The sequence below is a fragment of the Achromobacter spanius genome (assembly GCF_029637605.1).
GTDB classification, from domain to species: Bacteria; Pseudomonadota; Gammaproteobacteria; order Burkholderiales; family Burkholderiaceae_B; genus Achromobacter; species Achromobacter spanius_E.
In genome coordinates this window covers 1,573,396-1,588,056 of sequence record NZ_CP121261.1, presented here as the reverse complement: position 1 = coordinate 1,588,056, position 14,661 = coordinate 1,573,396, and the positions used below count along the sequence as shown (strand labels likewise).

Genomic DNA, 14,661 nt, shown 5'->3' with positions numbered 1-14,661 from the left:
ACCGTAGGATGGGTGTAGCGCGGCAATCTGCCGACAAATACGCCGACACACAACGCGCAAACCCATCAAGCAACGCAAGAGTTCCAAAAAATTCCAGCCACAATGCAACGGCCGCATGATGGGTTCCGCGCGTTGGAATGAGTTTTTCTTGCGCCGGCCGGCGCGCGCTACACCCATCCTACAAAGTGACACCGTAGGATGGGTGTAGCGCGGCAAACTGCCGACAAATACGCCGACACACAACGCGCAAACCCATCAAGCAACGCCAGCACCACAACCAGTTCCAGCGACAATGCAACGGCCGCATGATGGGTTCCGCGCGTTGGAATGAGTTTTTCTTGCGCCGGCCGACGCGCGCTACACCCATCCTACAAAGTGACACCGTAGGATGGGTGTAGCGCGGCAAACTGCCGACAAATACGCCGACACACAACGCGCAAACCCATCAAGCAACGCAAGAGTTCCAAAAAATTCCAGCGACAATGCAACGGCCGCATGATGGGTTCCGCGCGTTGGAATGAGCTTTTCTTGCGCCGGCCGGCGCGCGCTACACCCATCCTACAAAGTGACACCGTAGGATGGGTGTAGCGCGGCAAACTGCCGACAAATACGCCGACGCACAACGCGCAAGCCCATCAAGCAACGCCAGCACCACAACCAGTTCCAGCCACAATGCAACGGCCGCATGATGGGTTCCGCGCGTTGGAATGAGTTTTTCTTGCTCCAGCCGGCGCGCGCTACACCCATCCTACAAAGTGACGCCGTAGGATGGGTGTAGCGCGGCACCCTGGCGAAAAACACGCCGACACACAACGCGCAAACCCATCAAGCAACGCCAGCACCACAACCAATTCCAGCGGCAACCCAACACCGTAGGATGGGTGTAGCGCGGCACCTTGGCAAAAAATACGCCGACGCACAACGCGCAAACCCATCAAGCAACATCACCCCCCAAACCATCAATCAGCATTCACCCTCGCGACACCGCCGGCGTGTCCCCCGCACCCAAGTCCCAGTACAAGCCCGTCATCAACCCCAGCGCTTGCCGCAGCAGCTCCGGCGGCAGGTGCTCATTCGGCGCGTGCTGCGAACAACCCGGATACGAATGCGGAACCCATATCGTGCGCAGGCCCAGCACATCCGTGAAAATATCATTCGGCAATGACCCGCCCAAGTTCGGCAGCAACGCCGTCTTCTGCCCCGACGTGCGTTCCAGCGAATCGACCGCCCACCGCACCCAGGCGTCGTCAGGGTCAATCCGCGTGGCGCGGAACATGGACTCGCGCGTCAGCGCAATCTTCACCATCGGAAAACCCTCGCGGTCCAGATGGCGGCGCAGCGCGGGGATCAGGTCTTCCGGGTCCACGCCCACCACAAAGCGCAGTTGGCAACGCGCCCAGGCACGCGGTGGGATCGCGTTGACGGGCGTTTCCGGGTTGCCGGTTTTATACGCCAGCACTTCAAACGAGCACCAGCCAAAAACCCGTTCCGCCGGCGACAGGCCGGGTTCGCCCCATTCAGGTTCAATCTCGGGGCCGTCCGTGCCGCCATCCACCTGGCAATCCGCCAGCGCGCGACGCACGGCGTCGGGCAGTTTGGCGGGCACCCATTCCTTGATGCGGATCTGGCCGGTGGGAGACACAATCGTCGAAATGGCATGCGCCAACTGAATGCCGGGGTTGGAAATCAGTCCGCCCCAATTACCGGAATGGTGCCCACCCGCGCGCGCCTCGATCGATAGGTCAAAGTTCAGGCTGCCGCGCGCACCCAGGAAAATGGTGGGCCGTTGGGGCGCCAGGCGTGGGCCGTCGGACGCGATCAGCAGGTCGGCCGCCAGCATGTCGCGATGCTCGGCACACAGTTCCCGCAAGCCCATCGACCCGGTCTCTTCGCCCATCTCTATCAAGTACTTGGCGTTGAAGCCCAGCTTGCCGCGTGCTTCCAGCACCAGCCGTAGCGCTTCCATGTTGATGGTGTGCTGCCCCTTGTTGTCGGCGATGCCACGGCCGTACCAGCGGCCTTCGGCCTCGGTCAACGCCCAGGGCGACAAGCCTTCCTTCCATTCCTTTTCCAGCCCCCGAATGACGTCGCCATGCCCATAGCCCAGCACGGTGGGCAGGCTTGCGTCTTCAATCCGCTCGGCATAAAGAAAGGGCGCCAGCGCCTTGGGATGCGTCAAGGTCTGGCAGGTGAATCCCAGCGCTTCGAACGCGGGGCGGATTTCCGATTCCAGGTAGTCCGCCAGCACGGCGGCGCGCTCGGGGTTCTGGCTTTCCGTGGGCAGCGCCAGCCGGCGCGCCAGCAGCGCGCGGAAGGCGCCAGAATCAAAGCAGTGTTCTGCTTGGGCGATGGCTTGCTCACGGGTCATGATGGTCGGGCTCCGGTGGAAGTGGGTATCGAAGATAGCGGTGAAGACGCATTCGATGCGGCAAGGGAAGACGAGGCCGCGGGATACAAATGGCAGGCCACCACCGACGTATCACGCAGCGTCAGCGCGGGCCGTTCGGTCTTGCATTGCGCCATCGCGTACTGGCAGCGTGGGTGAAAGGGGCAGCCCGGCGGCGGGTTAAGCGGGTCGGGAAAGGACAGCCCCAAGCCCATGTCGGGAATGCCCAGGCCGGGTTCGGGCGTCAGCACCGATGCCAGCAAGGCCTGCGTGTACGGGTGGCGCGGGTCGTGGAACAGCTTGGCGGTGTCGGCGGATTCCACCACGCGACCCAGATACATAACGGCCACGTGCGTGGCAATGTGCTCCACCACCGCCAGGTTGTGGCTGATGAAGACATAGGTCAGGTTGAATTCGCGGCGCAGGTCCATCAGCAGGTTCATGATCTGCGCCTGCACCGACACATCCAGCGCGGACGTCGGCTCGTCGCAGATGACGATCTCGGGGTTCATGACCAGCGCCCGCGCAATCGCCACCCGCTGGCGCTGCCCGCCCGACAACTGCCCCGGCGTGTTGTGCGCCAGGCGCGGCGGCAGGCCTACGCGCTCCAGCATTTCAATGGCCTTGTGCAGCTTGGGGTTGGGGATGCCGTGCACCTCCAGCGGCAGCGACACGATGGACGCGATGGAACGGCGTGGGTTCAAGGACGAATACGGATCCTGAAAAATCGGCTGCACGCGGCGGGCCAACGCGCGCCGGTCCATCTGGCTGATGTCTTGCCCGTCCAGCTTGATCACGCCCGCGCTGGGCGGCGTCAGCCCCAGCAGCATGCGCGCCAGCGTGGATTTTCCGCAGCCCGATTCGCCCACGATGCCCAGCACCGCGCCGCGTTCCACCGCCAGGTCCACGCCATTGACCGCATGCAAGGTACTGCGCGGGCGGAACATGCCCGAGCGGATGGAAAACTGCCGGCTGACGGCTTCGGCTTGCAAGAGCGCGCTCATGCCGGAACTCCTTCTTCTTGGCGGATGCAGCGCCATTGCTGGTGCGGCGGATGGCCGTACACGGGAACCGTGTCGCGGCATTGCGGCTGCACATACTGGCAGCGGTCGGCGAAGGCGCAGCCGCGCAGGTCGCCCACCAGCGACGGCACCACGCCGGGTATCGTTCCCAGCGATTCGCCGGGCGGGGTGCGGCCGGGCACGGGAATACAGCCCAGCAAGCCCTGCGTGTACGGATGACGCGGCGTGGCGAAGATGTCTTTCACCGGGCCTTCCTCGACGATCTGCCCGGCATACATCACCGCCACCTGCTGCGCAATGCGCGCCACCACGCCCAGGTCATGGGTGATCAGCACCATGGCGATGCCCAGCTCGGCTTGCAGGTCGGCCAGCAAGCGCAAAATCTGCGCCTGGATAGTGACGTCCAGCGCGGTGCTGGGCTCGTCGGCGATCAGCAATTCGGGGCCGCACATCAGCGCCATCGCGATCATCACGCGCTGGCGCAGGCCGCCCGAAAGCTGGTGCGGGTACTGCGTCAGGCGCTGTCCGGCCGACGCAATGCCCACTTTCTCCAGCAGTTCCACGGCGCGGTCGCGCGCCTGCTGTTGGCTGGCATGGCGGTGGTGGATGTAGTGCTCGGTCAGTTGCTCGCCGATGGCGTACGCCGGGTTCAGCGCCGTCATGGGTTCCTGGAAGATCATCGCCATCTTGCTGCCGCGCAGCGCGTTGATGCGGCGGCCGCGCGCGGCGGACAGATCTTCACCCAGCACCGCCAGGCGGCGCGTGGTGCGCTTGGCGGCCTTGGGCAGCAAGCCCATGATGGCCAGCGAGGTCATCGATTTGCCGCAGCCCGATTCGCCCACCAGGCACAGCGTTTCACCGCGCTTGACCTGGAACGACACGTCACGCACCGCATGCAGCGGCCCGCGCGGCGTGGCGATGTCCACCGTCAGCCCTTGCACGTCCAGAACAATTTCCTTGTCGTTCATGGTCAGGCCCTCTCTTCAGGCGTCAGCAGTTGATGCAGCCCGTCGCCAGCCAGATTGATCGCGAAGATCAGCAGCGCCAACGCAGACCCCGGAATGGCGATCAGCCAGAACGAGAAGAACATGTAGGCCTTGGCTTCCGAAATCATCAGCCCCCAGGACGGCAGCGGCGGTTGCACGCCCAGGCCCAGGAACGACAGCGAAGCCTCCAGCAGAATGGCGCTGGCGGCTTCCAGCGTGGCAATCACGATCAACTGCGGCACCACGTTGGGCAGCACTTCGCCCCACACGATGCGCCAGGTGGACGCGCCCGCGGCCTGCGCCGCCGCCACGTATTCCAACGACCGCACCTGCTGCGTGGCGCTGCGCATGACGACCGCGTAGCGGTCCCATTTCAGCAGGCCCAGCACCAGGATGACGACCCACAGCGAGCCGCCCACGATGGCCACGGTGGCCAGCGCCACCAGTATCACGGGCATCGACAGGCGCGTCGTGATCAGGAACGACACGGCCATGTCGACCTTGCCGCCGAAGTAACCGGCGGCCATGCCCATGGCGGTGCCGATGATTCCCGAAATCAGCGCCACGCTGATGCCGATCAACAGCGAGATGCGCGCGCCGTAGAACAGGCGCGACATATAGTCGCGGCCCAGCTGGTCGGTGCCCAGTGGATGCAGCCAGGTGCCTTTTTCGTACCAGACAGGCGGCGCCGTGCGGTAGGCCAGATCCTGGAAATAGGGGTCGTGCGGAGAGATCCACGGCGCCAGCAGTGCAATCAGCACAATGATCAGCAGGATGCCGCCGCCCGCCAGCAGGGCCTTGTTGCGGCGCAGCCGGCGCCAGCGCAAGGTGGCGGCGGTGAATTCCATGGGCGCGGGGGCGCCCGGAACGGTAGGAGTGAGGATAGGCGTAGTCATGTCAGGACACCCGGATGCGCGGATCAAGCCACGCGTTGGCGATATCGGCGGCAAGCGTCAGCAGCACATACAGCACGGACAGCAGCAGCACGATCAACTGCATCACCGGAAAGTCCTTGTACGTAATGCTTTGGTAGGCCAGGTAGCCCAAGCCGTCCAGCGCGAAGATGGTTTCAATGACGACCGAGCCGCCCAGCAGATAGCCCAGTTGCACGGCGGCAAGCGCCACCACGGGCACGATGGCGTTGCGCAGCGCGTGCTTGAAGATGATCTTGCGGGCCGGCAGACCCTTGGCGCGCGCGGTGCGGATGTAGTCGGCGCCCAGCACCTCGATCATGCCGGCGCGTATCAGCCGCATGAAGGCGGGCGCCACGTAGTAGCCCAGGGCAATGGCGGGCATCACGAAGTGCTGCCAGGTGCCGCTGCCCGATACCGGCAGGATGCGCAGCGAGATCGAGAACAGCATGATCAGGATCAGCGCGAAAAAGAAATTCGGCAGGGCCTGGCCCAGCACCGCGATGGCCAGACAGGCGCGGTCGATCACGCTGCCTTTGTAGATGGCGGCCAGCACGCCCAGCGGAATCGAGATAAACAGCGCGAAGCCCAGCGCGCCCATGCCCAGCATCAAGGTGGTCTTGAGCTTGGACCAAATCAGCGGGCCGGCGTCGGTCTTGAAGTACACAGACGTACCGAAATCGCCTTGCGCAATATGCCAGAGCCAATCGGCATACTGCACCACCAGCGGCCGGTCCAGGCCGTAGGTTTTGCGGATCATGTCGATGTCGGCCTGGCGCGCGCCTTCGCCAGCCAGGGCCAGGGCGGGATCGCCCGACAGGTGCAGCAGCAGGAACGCCAGGACCGATACGGTCAGCGCCACCAGCGCTGCCAGGCCCAGACGCCTGATCGTGAAATACAGCATAGGACTTCCTCTAACGTGTCAGCACGCCGGGCGCGCATTACGCACGCCCGGCGCCAAGCCTGCGCCTTACTTCCAGCTCATGTCCCAGAAGCGGACGAGTTCGTCCGAATAGGGCTTGAAGTTCACGGCCTTGGTGGCGACGTAGTAGGCGGGCAGCGTCCACAGCGGCACCGCATACGCCTTCTCCGCAATCAAATCCAGCGCTTCCTTGTAGGCCGCTTTGCGCGGCTTGGCCTCGATGGTGTGGTCACCCTTGTTGAGCAGGTCGCGCACCTTGGGGTCGCGGGTGATGTCGTCGTTGCCGAAGGCGAAGTACACGGGCGTGGACGCCGACACATCGTTCACCAGGTTGGAGCCCCAGGTCTGGTGCGTCAGCGACGCCTTGTTGGCGCGGATCATGTCGCGCATGGCGGCGTACTGCAGGAAGTTCAGCTTGGCACGGATACCCACGGCGCGCAGGTAGTTGATGATGGCTTCGGTCTGGTTGCGCTCGCGGTAGGCCACGATGTCGATGTCGAAACCGTCGGGGTAGCCCGCTTCGGCCAGCAGCTTCTTGGACAGCGCCGGGTCGTACTTGTAGGTCGGCGCGCCATCTTGTGTGCAACCCACTTGCGAGGGCGTGCAGATGGTGTTGATGAGCCCGCCGCCTTCACCCACGATGTTCTTCAGCATGGATTCGCGGTCGATCGCGTGGATGATGGCCTTGCGCACGCGCTCGTCTTTCAGTTGCGGCGCGGGCGTGCCTTCCTTGATGTTCATCTGCATGAACACGATGCGCATGGTGTTGCCGGTGACCATCTGCAGGTTCGGCATCTGGCCCAGCTGTTCGGCCTGGTCCTTGGGCACGCTCATGATCAGGTCTTCGCCACCCGAGATGACTTCGGCCATCTGCGTCTGGCGGTCAGGAATGAAGCGGATGACGACCTTGCCGATCTTCGGCTGCGCCTTGGGCGAATCCTTGAAGTACTCGGTGTTGCGTTCCAGCGTGATGGACTTGCCCGGCTGGTAGTCCACCACCTTGTACGGGCCGGAGCCCACCGGCTTGGCGTTCATGCCCTGGGGGCCGACTTCCTTGTAGTACTTGGCCGGGTGGATGGCCACGGTGGTGGACAGGTATTCCTTGGCGGCGGGGAAGGGCTCCTTGGTGGTCAGGCGCACCTTGTACTTGTCGATTTTTTCGACCTTGTCGATCCACGACACGTTCTGCTGCGTGACGGCCTTGTTCTTCGGGTCGGCCACATAGTTCAGCGTGTACACGACGGAGTCCGCGTCGAACTCTTCGCCGTTGTGGAATTTCACGCCTTGGCGCAGCTCGAATTCCATCGTTTTGTCATCGATCTGCTTCCAGCTCTTGGCCAGTTGCCCCCGATACTCATTGGAGACGGGGTCGTGGTAGAGCAGCGTGTCCCAGACGTTGGCGGCAATGATGACGCCGATCCGCACGTTGTTGAAGTAGGGGTCCACGCTTTCCGGCGCCTGGTCATACGCCATGCGCAAGGTGTCGTCCTTCTTGCCGGCCAGCGCGGGCTGGGAGGCAAGCGTGGCGCAGGCCAGGATGGCGGCGGCAACGGCGCGCATCGGGGTGATGCGGCGGGCGCGCAAAGCGGGTACGGAATTGAGGTGCTGCGGTGTGAAGCGACTATCAGCCATGGTGAAGGCTCCTGTGGAAGGCACTACAAGTACTGCGTATCCAACGTCTCGCTCCGGGCCGCGCCACCCTGTTTTTATCGTTATCGTCCTTGCGCTGGGAGGGCAGGCTCAACCAGATTTGGACGATTGCGCGGGCGGGGGCGCCGCATCGGGGTTCAGGCTTTTCAGCGCGGCCTCGCACTTGCGCTGCAAGTGTTGCCGCATGATGCCCGCCAGCCGGTCCGCGTCGCGCGCGTCCAGGGCCTCGGCCATCTCGATGTGTTCCCGCATGGCCAAATCCCACTTCTGCCGGTTCTCGTTCGACACGAAACGCAGGTTCTGGATGCGCGCGTTCTGCGCGTCGTACAACTGCTTTAGCAGGCTGTTGTGCGAAGCCAGGCTGATGCGTTCGTGGATCTCGCGGTTCGTGTGGAAGTAGGTAGGCAGGTCGTGGCGCGCGTGGCTGGCCATCATCTCGTAGGTCAGCGCGCGGATCTCGGCAATTTCAAGGTCGGTGGCGCGTTCACACGCCAGTCGGCAAGACATGGCTTCCAGGCCGCCGATGACTTCAAAGGCCTCGCGGATGTTGGCTTCCGACAGCGCCACCACTTGCGCGCCGCGGTTGGGTTCGATCTGCACCAGGCCTTCGGCCGCCAGCACGCGGAAGGCTTCGCGCATCGGGGTGCGCGACACACCCAGCAGGTCGCACAGGGCGCGTTCGTTCAAGCGGGAGCCGGGGGGGAATTCACCTTGGATGATGCGTTCACGCAGCGCGCCAGCAACCGCGCCGGGCAGCGTGCGGCCGTTGCCGGCGGCACGTGGCGCGGCAGGCGCGGCGGCGTCTGGCAACGCGTTGGGCGTGGTGGAATCGGCGCGTGCCGACTTGGCCAAACCCGGCATCAGGCTAGGATTGCTGCTCATTGGTATACCAACATTTCCCCGTGTTTTTTTGCACTATAAACCTGTCGTCATGACTTCATTGATGGGTGTATACCCTAGGTTATCTATGCAAAAACAATGGGATAGAGTGGCGCATGCCGCAAGTCCGCGTGCTCGGCCCCGGCCGTTTCAAACGCCGTGTTAAACGCCGCGCTTCTTTCACTGGTATACAAAAAATTCCACCCTGGGGCTACGCATGCTTACCCTGAACACCCATCTGTCCGGCCGGCACTTCTTGCAGATTCCGGGGCCAACCAATGTGCCCGACCGCGTCTTGCGCGCCATTGATCAACCCACCATCGACCATCGCGGACCCGAGTTCGGCGCGCTGGGCCTCGCCGTGCTGGAAGGCGCAAAGCGGGTCTTCCAGACGCAATCGCCCGTGGTGATTTTTCCGTCGTCGGGCACGGGTGCCTGGGAAGCGGCGCTGGTCAATACGCTGTCCCCCGGCGACCGCGTGCTGATGGTGGAAACCGGCCACTTCGCCAGCCTGTGGAAGAAGCTGGCCGGCCGCTTGGGGCTGGAAGTTGATTACGTGGAAGGCGACTGGCGCCACCCGGTTGACGCCGGTGTGATCGGCGCGCGCCTGGCCGAAGACACGCAGCACCGCATCAAGGCCGTGTGCGTGGTGCATAACGAAACGTCCACCGGGGTCACCAGCAACATCGCCGCCGTGCGTGCCGCGATCGACCGCGCCGCGCACCCCGCGCTGCTGATGGTGGACACGATTTCTTCCTTGGGTTCCATTGATTACCGCCACGACGAATGGGGCGTGGACGTCACCGTGGCCGGCTCGCAAAAGGGCTTGATGCTGCCGCCGGGCCTGGCGTTCAACGCCGTCAGCGCGCGTGCGCTGGCCGCCGCCGACACTGCGCGCCTGCCGCGTTCGTATTGGGACTGGGGCGAAATGCTGACGGCCAACGGCAAGGGCTATTTTCCGTACACGCCGTCGACCAATCTGCTTTACGGCCTGCATGAAGCGCTGGCGATGCTGCAAGCCGAAGGGCTGCCGCGCGTGTTCGCGCGCCACGAACGCCACGCGCGCGCAACCCGCCTGGCTGTGGCGGGTTGGGGGCTGGAATTGCTGAGCCTGGACCCGGCCGCCCACAGCCCCGCGCTGACCGCGGTGATGATGCCCGAGGGCCATAGCGCCGACGCGCTGCGCAAGCTGATTCTGGAACGCTTCGATATGTCGCTGGGGCAGGGCCTGGGCAAGCTTTCCGACCGCATTTTCCGCATCGGCCACCTGGGCCATTTCAACGACCTGACGCTGTGCGGCACGCTGGCCGGCGTCGAAATGGGACTGGCCGCCGCGGGCGTGCCGCATCGTTCCGGCGGTGTGCAGGCGGCGATGGAATTTCTGGCGCGCACACCCGAGGGCGCGGCGGCGGCCTGAAGATCAAGCAAGACAAAGACAACACGAAGGGAAACCATGAACACGCTTATGCAGCAGGCGATTGAATTCGCAAATGAACACGAATCCACCTGGGACCGCAGCGTCAAGGGCAACTTTGGCGTGCACCTGAACGACCCGCCACCGTGGAACCGCCTGCTGGGTCCCATTCACGATCGTGGCCCGGTGTCGGGCGTGGTGGTGGTGGACGGCAAGACGGTGGCGTCCTGGGGCGAACCCGAGCGCGCCGACCTGACCTTCAGCGTGGCCAAGTTGTACCTGGCGATTCTGGCCGGCGTGGCGCATGACCGTGGCCTGTTGCCAGACGTGGACGAACCCGTGGGCAAGCGCGTGCCGGGCATTGGCTTTGACGAAGGCCAGAACGCCGACATCACCTGGCGCCATCTGTTGCAGCAGACGAGCGAATGGGAAGGCGAACGCTTTGGCGTGTCGGATCAGGCGGACCGCTATCGCGCGGTCACGTTTGGGGTGCCGCCTGACGGCAAAAAGGGCGATGCGCGGCCGTTGCAGCGTCCGGGCACGTATTGGGAATACAACGACGTCCGCATCAACCAGTTGTCGTATGCGCTGTTGCACCTGTTCCGCAAACCTCTGCCGGACGTTTTCCGCGAAGCCGTCACGCGCCCCATCGGCGCTAGTGAAGATTGGCAATGGGTAGGCTACGACACCGCCTGGGTCGAGATCGACGGCCAGCGCATGCCGTCCGTGCCGGGCGGTTCGCACTGGGGCGGCGGCATGTCCATCAGCGCGCGCGACCAGGCTTTGATCGGTCAGATGTTGTTGAATGACGGCCAGGCCGCGAATGGGAAACAGATTCTGTCGCGTGAATGGATCCAGGCGATGCGCACGCCCTGCGAGATTGCGCCGTACTACGGTTATCTGATCTGGCTGAACCACGAAGGCCGCGTGTTTCCCAGCGTGCCGGCTTCGAGCTTCTTCGGCGTGGGCGCGGGCAGCTCGTTCACGTGGGTGGAACCGGAGCGGAAAATGGTCGTTATTGTGCGTTGGCTGAATTCGGCGCACGCTGATGCGCTGTTTGGGAAAATTCTGGCGGCGGTGGATGCGGGTGACGCTGCTTGATGGGTTACGCGCGTTCCGCTTTATTTTTCTTTTGACGTGGGTTTTCGCGCTTCACCCATCCTACGTGGGGGATGCGGGTGACGAGGTGTAGGATGGGTGAAGCGCGCGAAACCGCAACATAGCAAGCAGGTGTCGAACGCGCGCAACCCATCAAGCAGCGCAACGGTTTTCTTGCGACGATTCCTATCCGGTTTTCTTGTGACGGCCTCTATATAGGAACAATCTCCGCAAGGCCCGCGCTGCTTGATGGGTTGCGCGCGTTCCGCTTTATTTTTCTTCTGACGTGGGTCTTCGCGCTTCACCCATCCTACATTTGAAAGGGAAATGTCCCATGAAATACCGTCGACTGGGAAACAGTAATCTTCGCGTTTCGCCCTTGTGCCTGGGCACCATGATGTTTGGCGAGCAGACGCCGGATGACGAGGCTGCGCGCATCGTTGCGTCGGCGCGCGACCATGGCGTCAACTTCATCGATACGGCCGATGTCTATAACGAAGGCCGCTCGGAAGACGTGGTGGGCAAGCTGCTGCAAGGGCAGCGCCATGACTGGGTGTTGGCCAGCAAGATCGGCAACCCGGTCGGCAAGGGGCCGAACCAGTCGCATTACTCGCGCCAATGGCTGATGCGCGGCGTGGAGCAAAGCCTGGCGCGCATGGGTACGGACTTCATGGATATCCTGTACCTGCACCGCGACTTTCACGAAGAGAACCTGGAAGAAGCGCTGTGGGCGCTGGGCGACCTGATCCGCGCCGGCAAGCTGCGCAGCTTTGGGTTGTCGAACTTCCGGGGATGGCGCATTGCCGAAGTGATGCGTCTTTGCGAAAAAATGGGCGTACCGCAGCCGGTGGTATGCCAGCCGTACTACAACATGCTGAACCGTGGCCCTGAAGTGGAGATCTTGCCGGCGTGCAAGCACTACGGCTTGGGCGTGGTGCCATACAGCCCGATCGCGCGCGGCGTGCTCACGGGCAAGTACCTGCCCGGCCAGACCCCCGGGTCCGATACCCGTGCCGGGCGCGGCGACCGCCGCATCCTGGCGACCGAGTTCCGCGAAGAATCGCTACAGATTGCCCAGCAACTGGTGCAGCACAGCGCCGCGCGCGGTGTACTGCCGGGCCATTTCGCGACCGCCTGGGTCTTGGCTAACCCCATCATCACCGGCGTGATCGCCGGCCCGCGCACGCTGGCGCAAATGGACGACTACTACGCGGCGCTGGACGTCACCATCACGCCCGAAGACGAAGCCATCGTGGACGGTTGGGTCGTCCCCGGCCACGCCTCCAGCCACGGCTACAACGACCCGAACTACCCGTTCTTCGGTCGGCCCGTCGCCAGCGCCTGATCAGGCGGGCGCGCCCTGGGCCGGGGCGCGCACCGGTTCGCTGGCGATGCCGTGCAACATCATCTGCTCGACCACGGACGCGATACCCAGCCGCGCGACGCGCCCGCGTCGCTCGGCGTCCACCATGCTGGTCAGCACGCCGATGAACATCTCCGTCAGCGCTGCCGCCGTGATGTCGACGCGGAACGCGCCTTCGCGCTGACCGCGTAGAAAGAACGCATCCAACGATTCCTGATAGCCCGACCAACTGTTCATGATGTCGGGCTGCTGCTCGTTGTCGGGCTTCCAGTTGTACATCAGGAAGGCGGTCAGTTCCTTGTGCGCCATGTTCTGCTGGATCAGGTTGCGCAGGGCCTCGCGTGGCGGCGCGGTATCCAGATGCGAATCCGCCAACGCCTTCTTCATGATGTGCGCGCAATGCGTCGTAAGCCGCAGGACCAGTTGGTCCCGCGTCTGACAGAAGCGGTATAGCGTCGCCTTGCTGACGCCCACCGCCTTGGCCAGTTCCTGCAAGGTGGCACGCGGCTGGTCCACCATCGCCAACGCCAATGCGACCAAAAAGCGCTCGTGTCCTGTGTCGTCAGACATCGCTTTCCCCTGTTTTGTGTGTGAGATCCCCATTTGCGGGGTATTGGAGCATGCGAGATTCAGCTTGTGCAAACTTTTGCGTTTTTGACAAGAAAACCCTTTTAAATCTTCTTTGATGAACTTTTGATAATCAAATGAATCTTTATTGATTCAAATCAATCTTTCCAGTAGCATTCGCCACTTGGTAAAAAAACAGTGCCGCGGGGCGCAAGGTAAACAATGAAGAATGAAATGAAGCGGCGCTTGCGCGTGACGGCAGTGGCGGCGGCCCTGGGCCTGACCTTGGTGTTGGCCGGCTGCGGCGGCGAGTCCCCCAACCAGGCGCAGGCCGACACGCCGCGTCGGGTGCAGGTAGTTGAGGTGCAAACGCAGCGCTACGCGCTGTCCAGCACCTTGCCAGGTCGCGTCGAACCCGTGCGGGTGGCCGAAGTGCGCGCCCGCGTGGCGGGCATCGTCCTGACCCGCAACTTTGAGGAAGGCGCCGACGTGAAGGCGGGCGATGTGCTGTTCCGCATCGACCCCGCGCCGTTCAAGGCTGCGCTGTCGCGCGCGCAGGGCGAGCTGGCCAAGGCGGACGCCGCCGTGGCCGACGCGCGAGCCATCTTGAAGCGCTACACCCCCTTGGTGAAGATCGAAGCCGTCAGCCAGCAGGATTTCGATACCGCCACCACCACCCTGAAAAGCGCCCAGGCCGCGCGCCGGTCCGCCCAGGCCGACGTCGAGACCGCGCAACTGAATCTGGACTACGCCACCGTCAAGGCGCCGATCTCTGGCCGCATCGGCCGCGCGCAGGTTACCGAAGGCGCGCTGGTCGGCCAGAACGAAGCCACCGCCATGGCAACGATCCAGCAACTGGACCCCATCTACGTCGACTTCAACCAGCCCGTGGCCGACATGCTGCGCATGCGCGCGGCGCTGCAGAACGGCAGCCTGGGGCAGGGTGAGGGCGCCAACATCTCGATCACGATTGACGGCACGGAACAACGGCGCAGCGGCAAGCTGCTGTTCTCGGACATCGCGGTGGACCGCAGCACCGGCCAGGTGTCGGTGCGTGGCGAGTTCTCCAACCCCGATGTGCTGCTGTTGCCAGGCATGTACGTGCGCGTGGAAACGCAGCAGGGAGTGGACCCCGACGCCATCCTGGTGCCACAGCGCGCGGTTACGCGCAGCACCGATGGCAAACCGCAGGTGATGCTGGTGGGCAAGGACGACGTGGTGGAATCGCGCGCGGTGCAAACCGGCACGATGCGCGGCTCGGACTGGCACATCGTCGACGGCCTGGCGGTGGGCGACCGGGTCATCGTGGGCGGCGTGTCTGCCGCCGTGCCCGGCCAGAAAGTCAGCGTGGCGCCGGCGGCTGAACAAGCGCGCGTCGCGGCTGCCAAGCAAGCAGGCAGCCAGGCCTCTGCCCAAGCCAACAGCCAGGCTTCCGACCATGCCGCGAACTAAGCAGCCGCCCA

12 protein-coding genes and 4 pseudogenes are annotated in these 14,661 nt (G+C 63.8%); 4 read left to right on the top strand and 12 right to left on the bottom strand.

Annotated elements, in window-relative coordinates; translation table 11 throughout:
* Positions 1–65: 65 nt before the first annotated feature.
* From P8T11_RS29225 to P8T11_RS06895, 11 genes and pseudogenes are all read right to left on the bottom strand, one after another.
* Positions 66–131 (bottom strand): annotated as a pseudogene (locus P8T11_RS29225) (hypothetical protein); the annotation flags it as partial.
* Positions 132–255: 124 nt separating this feature from the next.
* Positions 256–321 (bottom strand): annotated as a pseudogene (locus tag P8T11_RS29220) (hypothetical protein); the annotation flags it as partial.
* A gap of 124 nt (positions 322–445) precedes the next feature.
* A pseudogene (locus tag P8T11_RS29215) lies at positions 446–511 on the bottom strand (hypothetical protein); the annotation flags it as partial.
* Between the two features lie 124 nt (positions 512–635).
* Positions 636–701: pseudogene (locus P8T11_RS29210) on the bottom strand (hypothetical protein); the annotation flags it as partial.
* 269 nt (positions 702–970) lie between these two features.
* The gene (locus P8T11_RS06925) at positions 971–2,368 is read right to left on the bottom strand and encodes a M20 family metallopeptidase (RefSeq protein WP_268077643.1); all 1,398 of its coding nucleotides are present in this window, start codon (positions 2,366–2,368) and stop codon (positions 971–973) included.
* Positions 2,365–3,390, bottom strand: coding sequence for an ABC transporter ATP-binding protein (locus P8T11_RS06920; protein ID WP_268077644.1), 1,026 nt, complete (start codon positions 3,388–3,390; stop codon positions 2,365–2,367). Before P8T11_RS06920 ends, P8T11_RS06925 begins: the two co-directional genes overlap by 4 nt.
* Positions 3,387–4,376, bottom strand: a complete 990-nt coding sequence (locus P8T11_RS06915) for an ABC transporter ATP-binding protein (RefSeq protein ID WP_268077645.1) — start codon at positions 4,374–4,376, stop codon at positions 3,387–3,389. Before P8T11_RS06915 ends, P8T11_RS06920 begins: the two co-directional genes overlap by 4 nt.
* A 2-nt stretch (positions 4,377–4,378) precedes the next feature.
* Positions 4,379–5,290: an ABC transporter permease gene (locus tag P8T11_RS06910; RefSeq protein WP_268077646.1), complete on the bottom strand. Its 912-nt coding sequence runs from the start codon at positions 5,288–5,290 to the stop codon at positions 4,379–4,381.
* 1 nt (position 5,291) lies between these two features.
* Positions 5,292–6,209 (bottom strand): ABC transporter permease, encoded by a 918-nt coding sequence (locus P8T11_RS06905; RefSeq protein ID WP_050446616.1) that lies wholly within the window; start codon positions 6,207–6,209, stop codon positions 5,292–5,294.
* 66 nt (positions 6,210–6,275) lie between these two features.
* Positions 6,276–7,859, bottom strand: coding sequence for an ABC transporter substrate-binding protein (locus P8T11_RS06900; protein ID WP_268077647.1), 1,584 nt, complete (start codon positions 7,857–7,859; stop codon positions 6,276–6,278).
* A 108-nt stretch (positions 7,860–7,967) separates the two neighbouring features.
* Positions 7,968–8,759, bottom strand: coding sequence for a GntR family transcriptional regulator (locus P8T11_RS06895; protein WP_418910245.1), 792 nt, complete (start codon positions 8,757–8,759; stop codon positions 7,968–7,970).
* Positions 8,760–8,973: 214 nt separating this feature from the next.
* Here P8T11_RS06895 and P8T11_RS06890 point away from each other — a divergent pair, with 214 nt between their 5' ends.
* The 3 genes from P8T11_RS06890 (at position 8,974) to P8T11_RS06880 (ending at position 12,613) form a co-directional block, all read left to right on the top strand.
* A complete protein-coding gene (locus P8T11_RS06890) occupies positions 8,974–10,173 on the top strand; it encodes a pyridoxal-phosphate-dependent aminotransferase family protein (protein ID WP_268077648.1) in 1,200 nt (399 codons plus the stop codon).
* Positions 10,174–10,209: 36 nt separating this feature from the next.
* The gene (locus P8T11_RS06885; protein WP_268077649.1) at positions 10,210–11,271 is read left to right on the top strand and encodes a serine hydrolase domain-containing protein; all 1,062 of its coding nucleotides are present in this window, start codon (positions 10,210–10,212) and stop codon (positions 11,269–11,271) included.
* 331 nt (positions 11,272–11,602) lie between these two features.
* Positions 11,603–12,613, top strand: coding sequence for an aldo/keto reductase (locus tag P8T11_RS06880; protein ID WP_268077650.1), 1,011 nt, complete (start codon positions 11,603–11,605; stop codon positions 12,611–12,613).
* Here P8T11_RS06880 and P8T11_RS06875 read toward each other — a convergent pair whose 3' ends face one another.
* Positions 12,614–13,201 (bottom strand): TetR/AcrR family transcriptional regulator, encoded by a 588-nt coding sequence (locus tag P8T11_RS06875; protein ID WP_268077651.1) that lies wholly within the window; start codon positions 13,199–13,201, stop codon positions 12,614–12,616. It abuts the gene before it with no gap.
* 219 nt (positions 13,202–13,420) lie between these two features.
* Here P8T11_RS06875 and P8T11_RS06870 point away from each other — a divergent pair, with 219 nt between their 5' ends.
* A complete protein-coding gene (locus P8T11_RS06870; RefSeq protein ID WP_268077652.1) occupies positions 13,421–14,650 on the top strand; it encodes an efflux RND transporter periplasmic adaptor subunit in 1,230 nt (409 codons plus the stop codon).
* Positions 14,651–14,661: the final 11 nt, after the last annotated feature.